The organism is Parviterribacter multiflagellatus, assembly GCF_056863265.1.
On record NZ_JBXPIZ010000004.1, the window covers coordinates 320,935 to 335,855 of the forward strand.

Annotated in this window: 19 protein-coding genes and 1 riboswitch; of the genes, 8 read left to right on the forward strand and 11 right to left on the reverse strand. The window is 75.2% G+C overall.

What is annotated here, in order from left to right; all coding sequences use genetic code 11:
• The first annotated feature begins 41 nt into the window (after positions 1-41).
• A riboswitch (cyclic di-AMP (ydaO/yuaA leader) is annotated at positions 42-217 on the forward strand.
• A 10-nt stretch (positions 218-227) separates the two neighbouring features.
• Complete coding sequence (locus tag AC1UE5_RS10965) at positions 228-956, forward strand: transglycosylase family protein (protein WP_482923084.1); 729 nt, start codon at positions 228-230, stop codon at positions 954-956.
• Positions 957-975: 19 nt separating this feature from the next.
• Here AC1UE5_RS10965 and AC1UE5_RS10970 read toward each other — a convergent pair whose 3' ends face one another.
• Positions 976-1,422: an FKBP-type peptidyl-prolyl cis-trans isomerase gene (locus AC1UE5_RS10970; protein ID WP_482923086.1), complete on the reverse strand. Its 447-nt coding sequence runs from the start codon at positions 1,420-1,422 to the stop codon at positions 976-978.
• An 82-nt stretch (positions 1,423-1,504) separates the two neighbouring features.
• Between AC1UE5_RS10970 and AC1UE5_RS10975 the strand changes: the two genes are divergently transcribed.
• Positions 1,505-1,933: a hypothetical protein gene (locus AC1UE5_RS10975; RefSeq protein WP_482923088.1), complete on the forward strand. Its 429-nt coding sequence runs from the start codon at positions 1,505-1,507 to the stop codon at positions 1,931-1,933.
• Here the strand turns inward: AC1UE5_RS10975 and AC1UE5_RS10980 are convergent.
• Complete coding sequence (locus AC1UE5_RS10980) at positions 1,930-2,565, reverse strand: helix-turn-helix transcriptional regulator (protein ID WP_482923090.1); 636 nt, start codon at positions 2,563-2,565, stop codon at positions 1,930-1,932. The genes AC1UE5_RS10975 and AC1UE5_RS10980 overlap by 4 nt on opposite strands.
• A 75-nt stretch (positions 2,566-2,640) precedes the next feature.
• Here AC1UE5_RS10980 and AC1UE5_RS10985 point away from each other — a divergent pair, with 75 nt between their 5' ends.
• Together AC1UE5_RS10985 and AC1UE5_RS10990 are read left to right on the forward strand one after the other, a co-directional pair.
• Complete coding sequence (locus tag AC1UE5_RS10985; RefSeq protein WP_482923092.1) at positions 2,641-2,904, forward strand: 4Fe-4S dicluster domain-containing protein; 264 nt, start codon at positions 2,641-2,643, stop codon at positions 2,902-2,904.
• A gap of 50 nt (positions 2,905-2,954) precedes the next feature.
• On the forward strand, positions 2,955-4,199 hold the full coding sequence (locus tag AC1UE5_RS10990) for a glycosyltransferase (RefSeq protein ID WP_482923094.1): 1,245 nt from the start codon (positions 2,955-2,957) through the stop codon (positions 4,197-4,199).
• A 3-nt stretch (positions 4,200-4,202) separates the two neighbouring features.
• On the opposite strand, the gene AC1UE5_RS10995 is transcribed toward AC1UE5_RS10990, so the two are convergent.
• Positions 4,203-4,835, reverse strand: coding sequence for an acyltransferase (locus tag AC1UE5_RS10995; protein WP_482923096.1), 633 nt, complete (start codon positions 4,833-4,835; stop codon positions 4,203-4,205).
• Between the two features lie 97 nt (positions 4,836-4,932).
• Between AC1UE5_RS10995 and meaB the strand changes: the two genes are divergently transcribed.
• The 3 genes from meaB to AC1UE5_RS11010 all read left to right on the forward strand — a co-directional run bounded on the left by meaB (position 4,933) and on the right by AC1UE5_RS11010 (position 7,895).
• Positions 4,933-5,907, forward strand: a complete 975-nt coding sequence (gene meaB, locus AC1UE5_RS11000; RefSeq protein ID WP_482923098.1) for a methylmalonyl Co-A mutase-associated GTPase MeaB — start codon at positions 4,933-4,935, stop codon at positions 5,905-5,907.
• A 9-nt stretch (positions 5,908-5,916) separates the two neighbouring features.
• Positions 5,917-7,044, forward strand: a complete 1,128-nt coding sequence (locus AC1UE5_RS11005; RefSeq protein ID WP_482923100.1) for an adenylate/guanylate cyclase domain-containing protein — start codon at positions 5,917-5,919, stop codon at positions 7,042-7,044.
• A gap of 113 nt (positions 7,045-7,157) precedes the next feature.
• Positions 7,158-7,895, forward strand: a complete 738-nt coding sequence (locus tag AC1UE5_RS11010; RefSeq protein WP_482923103.1) for a twin-arginine translocation signal domain-containing protein — start codon at positions 7,158-7,160, stop codon at positions 7,893-7,895.
• On the opposite strand, the gene AC1UE5_RS11015 is transcribed toward AC1UE5_RS11010, so the two are convergent.
• On the reverse strand, positions 7,892-8,845 hold the full coding sequence (locus AC1UE5_RS11015; RefSeq protein WP_482923105.1) for a hypothetical protein: 954 nt from the start codon (positions 8,843-8,845) through the stop codon (positions 7,892-7,894). The two genes, AC1UE5_RS11010 and AC1UE5_RS11015, sit on opposite strands and share 4 nt — an antisense overlap.
• A gap of 151 nt (positions 8,846-8,996) precedes the next feature.
• Between AC1UE5_RS11015 and AC1UE5_RS11020 the strand changes: the two genes are divergently transcribed.
• Entirely contained in the window at positions 8,997-9,179 is a 183-nt protein-coding gene (locus tag AC1UE5_RS11020; protein ID WP_482923107.1) for a hypothetical protein, read from the forward strand.
• A gap of 37 nt (positions 9,180-9,216) precedes the next feature.
• Here AC1UE5_RS11020 and AC1UE5_RS11025 read toward each other — a convergent pair whose 3' ends face one another.
• The 7 genes from AC1UE5_RS11025 to AC1UE5_RS11055 form a co-directional block, all read right to left on the reverse strand.
• Positions 9,217-10,194: a hypothetical protein gene (locus AC1UE5_RS11025; protein ID WP_482923109.1), complete on the reverse strand. Its 978-nt coding sequence runs from the start codon at positions 10,192-10,194 to the stop codon at positions 9,217-9,219.
• A complete protein-coding gene (locus AC1UE5_RS11030; protein WP_482923111.1) occupies positions 10,191-10,544 on the reverse strand; it encodes a hypothetical protein in 354 nt (117 codons plus the stop codon). The genes AC1UE5_RS11025 and AC1UE5_RS11030 overlap by 4 nt, the downstream gene beginning before the upstream one ends.
• Before the next feature lie 14 nt (positions 10,545-10,558).
• Positions 10,559-12,127: a GMC family oxidoreductase N-terminal domain-containing protein gene (locus tag AC1UE5_RS11035; RefSeq protein ID WP_482923113.1), complete on the reverse strand. Its 1,569-nt coding sequence runs from the start codon at positions 12,125-12,127 to the stop codon at positions 10,559-10,561.
• Entirely contained in the window at positions 12,124-12,459 is a 336-nt protein-coding gene (locus AC1UE5_RS11040) for a hypothetical protein (protein WP_482923115.1), read from the reverse strand. The genes AC1UE5_RS11035 and AC1UE5_RS11040 overlap by 4 nt, the downstream gene beginning before the upstream one ends.
• Positions 12,456-13,130, reverse strand: a complete 675-nt coding sequence (locus tag AC1UE5_RS11045; protein WP_482923117.1) for a FadR/GntR family transcriptional regulator — start codon at positions 13,128-13,130, stop codon at positions 12,456-12,458. The genes AC1UE5_RS11040 and AC1UE5_RS11045 overlap by 4 nt, the downstream gene beginning before the upstream one ends.
• A 90-nt stretch (positions 13,131-13,220) precedes the next feature.
• The gene (locus AC1UE5_RS11050) at positions 13,221-13,985 is read right to left on the reverse strand and encodes an ABC transporter permease (RefSeq protein ID WP_482923119.1); all 765 of its coding nucleotides are present in this window, start codon (positions 13,983-13,985) and stop codon (positions 13,221-13,223) included.
• Positions 13,982-14,887 carry an ABC transporter ATP-binding protein gene (locus AC1UE5_RS11055; protein WP_482923121.1) on the reverse strand — a complete coding sequence of 302 codons (906 nt, stop codon included), beginning with the start codon at positions 14,885-14,887 and terminating at the stop codon, positions 13,982-13,984. Before AC1UE5_RS11055 ends, AC1UE5_RS11050 begins: the two co-directional genes overlap by 4 nt.
• Positions 14,888-14,921: the final 34 nt, after the last annotated feature.

A 14,921-nucleotide genomic window follows, 5' to 3' on the forward strand; every position in this document is an offset into this window, starting at 1 on the left:
GGTTAACAGCCTGTCCGTCCGAGAGTTCCGTAGGATCTTGGACTTGAACATCGCCGAGTCCGGTGTGCCACGGCATGCCGGAGCGGGGGACCCACTTGGGGTCGGTGCCGTTGCCGCGGCCCGGTCCTTGGGGCGAATCGCCGAGTGCACCTCGGTGTAGCGCACGTCCAGCGCGAGCCCGTCAGCTCACCTCGTAGGCGCCGTGACGACCGGAGGAACACCCCATCGTGAAGACGAACGAGGAGCCGCTGCACGCGTCCGCGTGCGACACCCGCGACCTCGCAGACCCAACCCACGCCCGTCGCTCCCTGCGCGCATCGGTGGAGCGGCGCCTGCGTCGCAACCGCCGCGAGCGCGTCGTCGGTGGCGGGCGCCGGGCGGTGCTGATCGCCGGCAGCGTGCTCGCGCTGGGCGCCGTCGGCGCCGCCGCGCAGGAGACCGTCGGCGGGACGTCGGCCGACGACCAGGCAGCAGCCACCGCACCCGCGCCCGCGCAGACCGCGACCAGCGGCGCCGGCTACGACGTGAAGGCGCTGCAGCGCAAGCTCGGCGTGAAGGCCGACGGCCACGTCGGCCCGCAGACGCGCCGCGCGATCAAGCGCTTCCAGCGGCGCAACGGCCTGACGCCGGACGGCATCGTGGGCCCCGCCACGCTCGAGGCGCTCGACCTGCCGACGGCCACCGAGGCGTCCGCGTCCGGCTCCGGCTCCGGCGACGTCGAGGCGCCCACCGCCCTGCTCGCCAAGATCGCCCAGTGCGAGTCCGGCGGCGACCCGACCGCGGTCTCGCCCGACGGCCGCTACCGCGGCAAGTACCAGTTCCTCCGCTCGACCTGGAAGCAGCTCGGCGGCACCGGCGACCCCGCCAAGGCTCCCGAGGCCGAGCAGGACCGCCTCGCCCTCGAGCTCCTGGAGACCCAGGGCCCGGGCGCCTGGCCGGTCTGCTCGAAGGTCTGATCCGCGTCGCGCGTGCGGCCTACCGCCGCACGCGCACGAGGTCGACGACGAACACGAGGGTCTCGTTCGGCTTGACCGCCGGTTCGGAGCCCTGCTCGCCGTAGGCGAGGGCGGGAGGGACGATCACCCTGCGTCGCCCGCCCTCGCGCATGCCGGCGAGCCCTTCGTCCCAGCCGGGGATGACGACGCCGGCGCCGAGCTCGAACGTGAACGGGCCGCGGCCGTAGCTCGCGTCCTTCTCCTTGCCGTCCGACCAGGTGACCATCGCGTAGTGGACGACGAGCTCGTCGCCCGCGCGCGCCTTGCGGCCCTTGCCCTTCTTGAGGTCGAGGACGTCGAGCTGCGCCGGCGGCGTGCCGGCGACGACGATCACGGGCCGGCTCTTGGGTGGCCGGTCGGCGACGGCGGGAGCGGCGGCCAACAGCGTGGCGAGGACCGCGGCGACGACGAGGAGGATGCGCGACATGTGCTGTGCATACCCGCGGGGTGTGCGACGACACCACCTTGGTGTGGTGGGCGGGCGACCGCAGCGGTGCGATCGTGGTCGTGTGCCCACCTCCCGCCTCCGCCCGCTGACCCTCGCCGCCGCGCTCGTGGCGCTTGCCGCGCCGGCCCCGGCGCTCGCGGTCGACCACTCCGCCGACTACCTCGACCCGCTCACGCCGCCGGACACCACGCCCGCCGCGATCGACGGGGCGCCGACCGAGCCGCTGCTGGTCAAGGGCGAGCGGCTCAAGCGCGGGCAGACGCTCCTGCCGGTGCGCGTCAGCGGGCCGGCGCACTCGGGCATCCGCCTGCGGCTCACGTGCCCGGCCGGCGCGAAGATCCGGGGCTACGGCTACGACGGGCCGGACGGGATGGCGGTGAACGGGCGCCCGCTGCTCGACCGGCGCACGGTGCGCCCGAAGGTCCAGGCCGCGTACGACGTCAACGAGGACGGCCGCTTCACCGGGCTCGTCCTCGCGCTCTGCGACTAGAACCCGTCGACCACGACGCGGCACCCGGCCACGTCGGGGTCGTGCGGGGTGAACTCGACGAGCCGCGCGCCCGGGTCGAGCGCCGCCACCATCCCGGCGCTGAGGCCGCGGTGGAGCGTGCAGACGAGCGGCTGGTTCTCCCGCACCGCGTCGCGGTAGGGGCAGACGCCGAGCGTGTACGTGCAGCAGCCGCCGTCCAGCGCGAGCTCGGGCGCGAACCCGAGCGCCGAGAGCGCCGCGTGCATCGTCTCCGCCGGCTCGTGGGCGTCGTCGGTGCCGGACATGAGGTCCACGCCGATCTCGCGGCCCCGCCGCTCCACCCCGTCGAGCCCCTCGTCGGCGCCGCCGACCGCACGCCCGAGCCAGCGCGCCAGCTCGCGGTACTCGTGCTCGCCCGGCAGCGCGTCCGGTGCGACCGCGTACTCCTCCGGTGGCCGCCCCGGCGCCCCGCCCGCCGCGCGCTCGCGTACGACGAGCCCGGCGGCCTCGAGCTTCTTCAGGTGGATGCGGACGCCGTTCGGATGGAGCCCGGTCGCGCACGCGAGCTCGTCGACCGGAGCCGGGCGGCGCAGCTCCCGCAGCAGCGCGAACAGCCGTGCGCGGGTCGGCTGGGCCAGCGCGTCCGGGTCCATGTGCGCGATTCTACATCCGCGTTGTAAGAACCACTATTCTCACAGCCCGAGTGTGAATTCCCGCTTGGAGACCCCATGGCCTACGTGATCAACCAGCCGTGCATCGGCACCAAGGACGCCTCGTGCACCGAGGTCTGCCCCGTCGACTGCATCCACCCGACGCCCGACGAGGCCGACTGGGACCAGCACGAGCAGCTCTACATCGACCCGGAGGAGTGCATCGACTGCGACGCGTGCGTCGAGGCGTGCCCGGTCGACGCGATCACGGCCGAGGACCAGGTGCCGGACGAGTGGCAGAAGTTCATCGCCATCAACCGGGAGTACTTCGCGACCAAGTGAGCACGGCCCAGCGGTAGCCGCGCGGTAACCCGGAGGCGGGAGGGTGCGGCATGCGCATCCTCCTCACCACCCGCGGCAGCGCCGGGCACGTCGGGCCGCTGGCGCCGTTCGCGCGGGCGCTGGAGGCGGTCGGGCACGAGGTCCTGGTCGCCGCGCAGCGCCAGCACCGCGCCCACGTCGAGCGGCTCGGGCTGCCGTTCACGCCCGTCGGCGACCCGCCGGACAGCGCCTGGCGGCCGCTCATGGCCGAGCTGCCGTTCCTCGACGCCGCCACCGCCAACGCGCGGATGGTCGGCGAGTTCTTCGCGCGCATCGACACCGAGGCCGCGCTGCCCGACCTGCACCGGACGGTCGCCGCGTGGCAGCCGGACGTGATCCTGCGCGACAGCTGGGCGTTCGCGGCGACGCTCGTGGCCGAGCAGCACGACATCCCGGTCGCGCGCGTCGCGCTCGGGCTGGCGGGCGTCGAGGAGTGGTCGATCCGGCTTGCCGCGCCCGCCTTGGACCGGATGCGTGTCCGCCTCGGCCTGCCGCGGGACCCCGAGGGCGACCGGCTCCGCGCCCAGCCGCTCCTCACGCAGCTGCCGGCGCTGCTTGACGACGATGCCGACGCCGCAGCCGCGCCGACGCACCGCTTCGGCGAGCCGCAGCGCGACGCGGCCGCACCCGCGCCGCCCCCGCTGCCCGCCGCCTGGTGGCCCGAGGCCGAGCCCGGCACGCCGCTCGTCTACGTCTCGTTCGGCTCGATCACCGCCGGCCCGACGCTGCCGTTCTTCCCGGCGCTCTACCGCGACGTCGTGGCCGCGCTCGCGCCGCTGCCGATCCGCGTGCTCGTCACGCTCGGCGTCGACCGCGACGCGGCGGAGCTCGGCTCGCTCCCGCCCAACGTCCACGTCGAGCCGTGGATCGACCAGGACGTCGTGCTCCCGCACGCGGCGGTGCTCGTCGGCCACGGCGGCCACGGCACGATGCTCGGCGCGCTGCGCCACGGCGTCCCGCAGATCGTGCTGCCGCTCTTCAGCAGCGACCAGTGGGCGAACGCGGCCGCGATCGACCGCTCGGGCGCCGGCCGCGCCGCGCTCCCCGCCTCCGCCCTGACGCGCCGCGCCCCGCTCCAGCTCCCGTCGCCGGACGAGATCGCCCGCGTCGCCGCCGGCGTCGAGGCCTGCTTCGCGGACCCCGCCTACACAGCCCGCGCGCAGCACCTCGCCACGACGATCCGCGCGCTCCCGCCCGTCGACGTCGCCGCGCCGCCGGTGATCGCCGCGCTCGCCCGCCGCACGCGCGCGGCGTGACGGTCACTCCCAGCGCAGCGTCTTCGGCGTGTCGCGCTTGCGCACGACCTTCGCCGGGAGCCCGACCGCGACCGCGTTGGCCGGGATGTCCTTCGTGACGACCGTGTAGGTGCCGAGGACCGCGTTGTCGCCGACGGTCGCACCGCGCAGGACGCACGCGCCGTAGCCGACCCAGCAGTTGTGGCCGACCGTGACGTCGCGCTTGTAGATGCCCTGCTCGCGGATCGGGCGCTCGACCTCCACCACGCCGTGGTCGAAGTCGATGAACATCGCGCGGTCGGCGACGATGCACTCGCGGCCGATCGACACGTGCTGGAAGACGGAGAACGTGCACTCCTGCCCGATCACGGTCTTGGCGCCGATGCGGCACTCGCCCTCGTGGACGCGGACCTTGCACCCGTTCCCCAGCCACGACCAGCGGCCGAGGTGGAGCCGCGCGTCCTTGCCCAACTCGAGCTTCACGCCCGGGCAGATGAACGCGATGCCGTCGAGCTGGAGCCGCTTGCCCCACCGCAGCTTGTACAGCCCGAGGCGCACGAGCAGCACGAAGTAGCCCCAGGTGAGCATGTGGTTGCGGCGCGCGAAGCGCAGGAACGTCAGCGGCCCGCCGTGCAGCGGCGGCGGCTCGCCGCGCACCGTGTGGGGCGGCGGCGGGGTCGGCGAAGGGATCGGTTGGGACAGAGGTACGGCTGACGGTTCCACGGTCACGAGAGGGTGTCAGAATCACCCGTCGATGCCGCCTGAGGGAACCCTTGCACAGCGCCTGCTCGCCGGCGACAAGCGCGCGCTCGCTCGCGCGATCTCGCTCGTGGAGGACGACGAGCCCGAGGGCTGGGACCTGGTCCGCGCGGTCTACCCCCACACCGGCAAGGCCGCGGTCGTCGGCCTGACCGGCCCGCCCGGCGCCGGCAAGTCGACGCTGATCGCCGCGCTGACCAAGGCCCGCCGCGCGCAGGAGCGCCAGATCGGCGTCATCTCGATCGATCCGAGCTCCCCCTTCACCCACGGCGCGCTGCTCGGCGACCGCATCCGCCTGACCGAGCACTTCCTCGACCCGGGCGTCTTCATCCGCTCGATGGCCAACCGCGGCGCGCTCGGCGGGCTGTCCGAGGCAACGCTCCAGGCGGCGCTGCTGATGGACGCGTCGGGCAAGGACGACGTCTTCCTGGAGACCGTCGGCGTGGGCCAGGCCGAGGTCGACATCATCGACCACGCCGACACGGTCGTGCTCGTGCTCATCCCCGGCTCCGGCGACTCCGTGCAGGCGCTGAAGGCGGGCGTGATGGAGATCCCGGACGTCATCGTCGTCAACAAGGCCGACCATCCGCTCACCGACACGATGGTGCGCGAGATCCGCGGCGTCCTGTCGCTGGCGCCGCAGCGCGGCTGGCGCGTGCCGATCGTCAAGACCGAGGCGTCGAAGGGCACCGGCGTCGACGAGCTGATCGAGAAGATGGAGGAGCACCGCGCGTACCTCGTCGAGCACGACGAGCTGCAGCAGCGGCGGCGCCGCAACCTGCGCAACGAGGTCCTCGCGATCTGCATGCACCGGATGCGGATGCGGCTGGAGGAGGCGCTGGGCCGCGACGACGAGTTCGCTCGGCTCCTCGACGAGGTCGCCGACCGCTCCATCGACCCCGCGAGCGCGGCGGCGACGCTCCTCGAGCGCGTGGACGCGGCCGAGGCCGCGCCGCGCACCAGCGGGTAGAGCATCGGCATGGAGCAGGTCGCCGACGCGCTCGCCGAGGCCATCGCGGCCCTGGACGAGACCGACTGGGCCGTCGAGGTCGTCGACGAGAAGTGGCGGCTCGTCTGGGCCTCCAACGAGATGAAGCTCGTCCTCGGGCTCAACGACGACGAGCTGGGACTGGGTCTGCCGCTGCTCGAGGCGCACAAGGACATGTCCTTCGCATCGATCACCGACGAGAGCCGTCGCGGCTACATCGCGCGGCTCGCGCCGTACGTCATGTACGACCTGGACCTGACGCCGGCCGAGGTCGCGGACATGGTGGACGAGCGCCACCGCGACGCCGTGCTGGCGCTCGAGCCGGAGAAGCCGCCGGTGCGGTGGACGGTGGAGCTCGACTTCGAGGGGATCGGCGGCGTGCGCGGCCTGGGCTCGCGCATCCAGGACGAGGACGGCAACCTCGTCGGGACGGCCTTCCTGTACGGGAGCGCGCTGCCCGCGTCGATCCTGGCGTTCGTCGCGCGCGGCTCGCGGCGCCAGTTCCGGCGGATGGCCGACCTCGTCGAGCCGGGGCGGCGCAACGCGGCGATCCTCTTCGCGGACATCGAGGGCTCGACCGACCGCTCGCGGCGGCTGTCGAGCGCGCGCTACTTCGAGTCCATCCGGACGCTGAACACCGCGATCGACGACGTGATCCTGCGCGAGGGCGGGATCATCGGCAAGCACGCCGGCGACGGGGTGAGCGCGTTCTTCCTCGCCGAGCACCTGGGCTCGCTGTCGAGCGCGTCGCGGGCCGGCATCGCGGCCGCGCGCGACATCCTGGCGGCGACGCGCGACCTCGGGCCGGACTGGCGGATCAACATCGGCGTGCACTGGGGCGCGACGCTCTACATGGGGCAGATCGCGACGAGCGGGCGGCTGGAGGTGACCGCGCTCGGCGACGAGGTCAACGAGTGCGCGCGCATCCAGGAGGCCGCGCACGGCGGGCAGGTGCTGGCGTCGAAGGCCCTGCTGGAGCGGCTCGACCCCGAGGACGCGGCGGCGCTCGGGCTCGACCCGGCCGCGATCTCCTACTCGCTGCTCGGCGAGGTGCCGGGCGCGGGGGAGAAGGTGCGCCGCGACGCGGGCGCCCTGCCGGTCGCGGAACTAGGGCCATAACGGTCCGCTGAGGCCGCGCAGCGGTTCCTGATCGGACACGCGCGGATGTACGATCGCGCCCGGGTTGCGCCGGCTGCGGGGCCGGCGCGTGTCTCGACGAAAGGGGCGTCAGCATGTCCAGGTCCACCTCCACGCCGATCAGCCGTCGCAGCGTGCTGAAGGGCGCTGCCGCGGCGGGGGCGGGCGCGCTGGCCGCGCCGGCGGTTGCGAGCGCGCAGACGACGGCGGGCGGCGGCGCGGTGCTTCCGCCGCTCCGCGTGCGCAACCGCTTCCAGCTCGTCGACGCGCAGCACGAGCAGCGGTTCCTCCTGCAGGACTCCAAGCCGCCGGTGTACCTGCTCGGCACGACCTACCCGCCCGAGGCGCGGCAGGGGCCGGACACCGCGAGCTACATGCTCTTCAACGACGAGAACCAGTCGGAGAAGGGCGGCATCATCGCCGGCTCGGAGGGCGCGCAGATCTCGTTCGACTACGTGCAGGCGCAGGGCATCACGCTCGGCACCGGGTGGAGCGGGGCGTTGGGCGCGGCGTCGCTGTCGATGTCGGAGATGCCGGACCCGTCGATCCCGGTCGAGGAGCTGACGCCCGAGGACGTGCCGACGCGCATCGTGCTGGGGACCTCGAACGCGGGCGACGGCGCGCTGCTGTGGCTGTTCGACCACCAGGAGCGGCCGCGCATCACGATCCACGTCGACGGCGACGACGTCCCGCGCATCCGCATCCTCGACGAGAACGGCGGCGTCGTGGCCGCGCTGCCGCCGGAGGCGCCGGCGGCGGCCGCCCGTGCGGGGCGGCCGCGGCTCGGGGCGGCGCTCGACGCGCTCCGGGCCCGCGTGCGGGCGCTGCGCTAGCGGTCGCGCCAGAGCAGCTCGCGCGCGAGGAGCGCGACGGTGGCCGCGCTCACGATCGCGCAGACGATCACCTCCGCGCCGCCCCACGGCAGCGGGCCGTCGGGCGGCGCGAGCTGCGCGCCGGGCGCGAGGTGACCGGCGACGACGAGCCACGCGCCCGCGCCGACGGTCGCCGTGCCGAGGGCGAGGCCGACCAGGCGCGGCGCGTGGCGCAGGCCCCACGCGCAGAGCGCGGCGCCGACCGGGACGGCGGCGAGGAGGTCGCGGCCGGGGAAGAACGGGCCCTCGATCGCCGGCACGAGGAACGCGGCGACCAGCAGCTGCGTGCCGCACAGCGCGGCGAGGAACCCGGCGGTCACCTCGATGTCGACGACGGTCGGGAGCGCGACCGCGAGCTGCTCGCGCAGCGACCGGGCCAGCAGCTCGAGCGCGAGGAACGCGAGGACCGCGAACGGCGCCCAGACGACGAGGCCGAGCTGCGGGTCGAAGAGCGTGGTGACGAGCCGCGGGATGCGCTCGGCGTACTCGGCCACGGTGTCGGCGCCGGTGGGCGGGGGGTGGGCGGGGTCCAATGCCGCGTACGGGTGCAGGCCGCCGTAGAGGCGCTCGTTCACGGTGATGAGCGCGACGGTGGGGACGAGGACGATCTCCAGCGCGGCGAACGCGGTGGTGCCGCGCGAGCGCCGCCGCAGCCAGCGGGCCAGCGCCGCGGCGCAGACGACCGCGACGGGGAGGGCCTTGAGGCTCAGCCACGGCAGGGCGCCGATGAGCAGGGCGGCGGAGGCGGCGCGGACCAGCCGCGGGTCGTCGCGGACGCGGAGCGTGAAGAGCGCGGCGCCGGCGAGCGCCGCGGCGGCGACGGGCTCGGGCGCGAGCGCGGTCGACCACGCCAGGACGGGCGGCGAGAGCATCGCGACGAGCGCGGCGCCGGTCGCCCACGGGTCGGGCACCAGGCGGCGGGCCAGCGCGGCGGCCGCGACCCCGCCGAGCGCGACGAGCGCCGCGACGAGGAGCTGCGCGAGCGTGGTGCCGCCGAGCGCGTAGGCGGGCGCGAGGAGGAGCGGGAGACCGGGGCCGGGCGGCTCGTGCAGGCGGCCGCCGGTGAGTCCCGCGATCGGCTGGAGCGGCTCGGCCGTCCACTTCCGCGCGACGCCGGAGCGGTACTCGTCGCGCAGGTCGACGTTCCCGTCCGAGACGATCGACTCGACGGCCAGCAGGACGCGCGCCTCGCCGGGCGCGAAGTCGCGACCGCCCGACGCATCGATCCCGAGCGTCGTCGCGTAGGCCCCGAACAGGACCAGCCAGAGGAGAGCCGCGCGCCTCAGAGGCGGCCGTCGTCGTACGGCTGGAGCGGGAGGCCGTGGGGTTCGTCGGCGCTCATGCCCAGTTCATACGACACCGCGTGGACGACGTGCAGTGCGGTTGGGGGACCTCCACCCAGCTCGAGGTCGAGCTCGAGGTCGGCGACGGAGGTGTGGAGGCTGTGGTGCTCGGGCCCGGCGGGGTCGGCGTAGCGCCACGCGACGAACCGGGACGCGGGCGCGCTCAGGCGCCCTTCCACCCGCAGGCCGTCCGCGCCGGTGACGACGTAGCGCAGGCTCGTCGGGTGCTCCTCGACCTTCGTCGCGCGGGTGCGCGGGAGGCCGCCGAGGACGTGGCGCGTGCCGTCGAGCTCCAGCGCGCCGTTGGCCAGCCACGGCGTGGTGACGGGGCCGAGCCGCAGGCGGCCGAAGACGAGCTCGATCCATCCGCGGCCGGGCAGCGTCGCGTGGTGCCAGATCCACCGGTGCGCGTGCTCGCTGCCCCAGTTGTGGCTGACCAGCCCGCGCCAGCCGCCGACGTCGAACGGGCCGACCGTGCCCGCGAACGTCACGCCGGGGTACGGCGTGCCGGACTTCGTGCGCGGCACCTTCGCGTCGTACATCCAGTCGTACGGGAGGTGGCGCTGCTCGGGGCCGGCGCCGGTGAACGTGAGGTCCCACTCGGCGCCGAGCGTCGGGCTGGCGAGCGCGCCCTGGGCACGGCCGGGGCGGAGCGTCGCGCCGCCCACGTCGACGTGCCCGCCGTTCCCCGGCACGCTCGCGCCGGGGAACGTCTGCTTGCCGGCGCGGACGGTGTCCCCGTCGAAGAGCGTCAGCCACAGCGCAGCGGTCTGCGGCTCGTCCGGGCGCTGGTGGATCGTGTGGCGGAGCCAGAAGGCCTTCGGCTCGGTCGGGTGGTTCCCCTTGACGAACCAGCTCTCGTAGTGGCCGCCGGCCGGCGCGACGAGGGGGAACCGCGCGTCGGTGAGCGGCCTCACGCGGCGGCCTCCCCCTGCCGCCCGCGCCGCCCGTGCCGGTCGCCGAGGTGCAGCCAGAGCGGGTACGTCGCGAACAGCGCCGCCGAGATCGCGTGCGCGCGCCGGCTGGGGCGCCGGTGCGGGAGGCGCAGGACGCCGCTGTTGATCATCCAGTCGCGGCCGGAGTCCGCGCGGCAGAGCTTCCAGATCGGCCTCGTCCACCGCTGGTTCAGGTAGAGCGGGATGCTCACGCCGTAGAACACGCCGATCGTGGCGGCGCGCAGCGCGGCGGCGGTGCGCTCGTCCTCGACGCGGGCGGTGGTCGTGCGGCCGATCGCGTACAGCCAGGGGCCGTCGATCAGGAAGGACATCTGCGGGACCTCGCTTACGTGGTCAGGGCCGGCGCGCGGCCGACGGTGGCGGAGACGGGCTCGTCGTCCGGGGCCGGGCGGCCGAGGACGGCGTAGGCGGCGCGGGTGGCCAGCGCCATGATCGTGAGCTGCGGGTTGACGCCCAGCGCGCCGGGGACGACGGAGCCGTCGGCGACCATCAGGCCGTCGCGGAGCACGAGGTCGCGGTCGACGACCGTGCCCGCCGCCGCCGTGCCGAGCGGGTGGAACGCGGTGAGCATGAGGTCGCGCGCGGGGGCGCCGCTGCCGGCGAGCGCGCGGGCCTGCGCCGCGCTCCGCACGGGTCCGGCGGCGCGGATCGGCACGTGGACGGTGGCCGCGCCGGCGGCCAGCGCGAGCTCCGCGGCGCGCGCGATCGCGGTCGTCGCCCGCGCCGCGTCGCCGGGGCCCACCGCGTACCGCAGCAGCGGGCGCCCGCCGACGACGTGGACGCGCCCGCGCGAGTCGTCGCGGATCATCAGGCCGACCTGCGCGAGCTGCCGGTACGCGCCCATCAGGCGGCGGTGCTCGGCGCCGTCGGCGGGCAGCGAGAGCGCGAGCATGTCGGGCGGGCCGGTCCAGCCCTCGAGCATGATGCCCTCGTCGGCGAACGCGTCGACCGCGTAGGCCTGCGGGACGCCGGCGTGCATGTCGACCGGCTCGGCGTGCTCGGCCCACACGCCGGTCGCGGGGTGGAGGCTGAGGTTCGTGCCGAGCGCCGGGTGGCGGATGCCCGAGCGCCGCAGCAGCACCGGCGTCCCGACTGCGCCCGCCGCGACCACGACGAGCGGCGCGTCGACCCGCATCCGCGCGCCGCCGGTGGTGCGCGCGAGGACGCCGCTGCCGGCGCCCCCGCGCGCTCCCGTGCCCCCCAGCACCCGCGTCACGCGCGCGCCGGTGACGGTGACCGCGCCCGCGTCCCACGCCTGCGGGACGTACGTGTTGCCGGTGTGCTGCTTGCCGCCGGAAGGGCAGCCGAACGCGCAGACGCCCGAGCCGACGCACCCGCGCGCGGCGCGGTGCAGGTACTCGCCGCTCCAGCCGAGCCGCTCGGCGCCGAGCTCCATCAGGTGCGCGTTGCGGCCGGCGACCGCGCGCGGGACCTGGCAGACGTTGAAGATCCGCTCCACCCTGCGCAGGAACGGCTCCAGCTCCGCGGCGGACCACAGGCCCCAGCGGTCCAGCAGCGCGGCGGGTGGGCGGTAGCACGTGGCGGAGTTGAGGATGGTCGTGCCGCCGACGGCGCGGCCGAGGGGGAGGGCGATCGGCGGCGTGCCGAGCGTCACGACCTGGCCGGCGTCGCGGTACAGGCGTCGCGCGGCGTCGCGCGGGCGGGCGGTGAAGTCGCGCGGCCGCAGCAGCTCGCCCTCCTCGAGCATCACCACCGAGAGCCCGCCCTCGGCGAGCTCCTTCGCGACCACCGCGCCGCCGGCGCCGGTGCCGACGACCGCGACGTCGGCGCGCATCCGCACGCGGCCGGACAGCTCCGCGCCGCGGACGACCCGCTCGTCGCGCTGCTCGGCCGGGGCGGCGCGCGTGTACGCCTCCGGGCCCGTGTCCCTCACGGCTGGCCCCTCGCCGCGCGCAGGGCCGCGGCGCGCGCGACGACCGCGTCGGCGTCGTAGCCGAGCGCCGCCATCACGCGGGCGTCGCCGTAGTAGCAGTGGAGCGCGAGGCGGCGGAGGAGGTCGGCCGCGTTCGCGCCCGCGCGGTGCCGCGCGACCACCCGCAGCAGCACCCGGAGCGCCAGCGCGTTGAGGCGCGGCGCCGCGCGCAGCCACGCGTCGAACGCGGCGATCGCGTCGGTGTCGCGCGCTGCGGGCAGGCCGCCGGCGCCGCCGGGCCGAACCTCCGCGTCGATCAACCGCGCGAGCCGGCGCGCCTCGCCGTGGGTCATGGCCCGAGCGCCTCCCGCAGCGCCTGCTCCTGCCGCAGCGCGAGCTCGAGCACCGCCTGCCCGGCCTGCCCCGCGTCGCGTGCGGCGACCGCGTCCGCCGCGCGGGCGTACATCTCGGCCTGGTCGGGCGTGATGAGCCCGTCGAACAGCCCCGCGTGCTCGAAGTAGATCGGGCGGACGGAGTTGAGGATGAGGCTGAAGACGAGGTTCCCGGCCGCCTCGACGAGCCCGGCGAAGAACGTGAAGTCGGCGGTCTGCTCGCTCGCCGCCACCGCCGCGAGCCGCTTGAGCTCCTCGGCCTGCTCGTCCGTGCGGCGCTCGGCGGCGAGCGTGGCCGACGCCGCGAGCAGGAACCGCCGCGCCTCCATCAGGGCGTCGAGCGCCTCGCGGTCGAGCCCGGCGCCGCCGAACACGACGCCCGCCAGCACGTCGAGCCCGCTCGCGGTGCGCCAGTCCGCGACCCGCATCGCGTCCCCGTGGCGCACCTCGACGAGCCGCAGCTGCTCCAGCCGCTTGATCGCCTCGCGCACCGTCGTCGGGTTGAGCCCGTACTCGGCGGCCAGGGCCCGCTGGGGCGGCAGCTTCTCGCCGGGCGCGAACCGCCCGGAGAGGATCTGGTCGCGCAGGACGCGGAACAGCTCCTCCGACGCGGTGGTCCTCCGAAGATCCATTGATCGGAACAATTACCAGATCGACCAGGATCGCGGGGTCGGTAGCGGGCCTCGGGCGCCTGGGTGCCGGCGCGCAGTGGCGCGCCGGGCTCAGGCGCTCGCCCGCGACGGCAGCCACGTGAACCGGCGCGCGGCGACGACGGCGCCCACCGCCGCCCACGCGACGAGCACGCCCAGATCGCCCCACGCGAACGTCCCCTGCGCGAACGCCTGGTGGAGCGCGTCGGCCAGGTGGGCGATCGGGAAGACGTGCGCGAGCGTGTCGAGCACCGCGGGCATCCCGTCGGTCGGGAACCAGATGCCCGAGAGGAAGTAGAGCGGGAACACGATCGCCTGCGTGATCGGCTGCGCGGCGTCCGGCGACGGCACGAGCGCCGCGACCGCGTAGGCCAGCGCGCAGCACGCCAGCGCCCCCGCCAGCGCCGTCACGACGATCGCCGCCAGCGCCTCCGCCGACACGCCGACGCCGTACGCGAGACGGCCGATCAGCAGCAGGAGCGCGCTCGACACCAGCGCGATCAGCGTCGTCGCCAGCGCCGAGCTGGCCACGATCGTCCACGCCGGGACCGGCGCGCTGCGGCGCCGCTTGTAGAGGCCGAGCTGGCGGCGCGTCACGACCGTCTGCGCGAGCGCGACGAAGCACGACGTGACGATCGTCATCGCGATGATCCCGGGCACGTAGAACCGCGTCAGCGACATCTCGACGCCGTCGATCTCGGTGCGCTCGTCGCCGAAGATCGACGCGAAGATGACGAGCAGCAGCACGGGGAACGCGAGCGTGAAGAACCGCGCGCTCGGGTTGCGCGCCAGCGTCAGCAGCTCGTAGCGGGTGGCGTGGAGGGCGAGGGCGGTCATGCGACGAGCTCCAGGTAGACGTCTTCGAGGGAGGGGCGGCTGACCTGGATGTCGGCCAGCTCCAAGCCGGCTTCCAGCGCCCGGCCGGTGAGCTCGTGCAGGTCGCGCGCGGGGTGGGACGAGCGCAGCTCGACGCGGCCGTCCGGCCGGGTGTAGGTGATGCGCGCGGTCGCGCGATCGCGCGCGCCGAGCGTGGCCGGCGTCCCGGTGGCGACGATCCGCCCGGCGGCGATCACCGCGATCCGGTCCGCCAGCCGCTCGGCCTCCTCGAGGTAGTGCGTGGTGAGGAAGATCGTCTTGCCGAGCGCGCGCAGGCCGTCGACGACGTCCCACGCCTCGCGCCGCGCGGCCGGGTCGAAGCCGGTCGTCGGCTCGTCGAGGAACACCAGCTCGGGATCGCCGATCAGCGCCAGCGCCACGTCGAGCCGCCGCTTCTCGCCGCCGGAGAGCATCCCGGAGCGCCGCTCGGCCCGGTCGGCCAGCCCGCACAGCGCGAGCGTGGCGTCCACGTCGCGCGGCGCGCGGTAGAACCCCGCGTAGAGCCGCAGGCACTCGCGGACGGTCAGCTCGGGCTCGGTCACCGACTCCTGCTGGACGATGCCGACCCGCTCGCGCCAGGCCAGCGGCGCCCGCGCGGGCTCCTCGCCGAGCACGCGGACCTCGCCGGCGGTCGGCGTCAGGAAGCCCTCCAGGACCTCGACGGTGGTCGTCTTGCCGGCGCCGTTGGGGCCGAGGAACGCGAAGATCTCGCCGCGCCGGATCGTCAGGTCGACGCCGCGCACCGCCTCGTGGTCGCCGTAGGCGTGGCGCAGCCCGCGGACCTCGACGACCGGCGGGGCGGCCGACTCCGGCGGGGCGGCCGCGCGCTCCGCCACCGCGGCCTGAAGCGAGTTCGTGATCATGGCCGGAAGCCTCGCCGCGCAGGGCCTCCGCGTC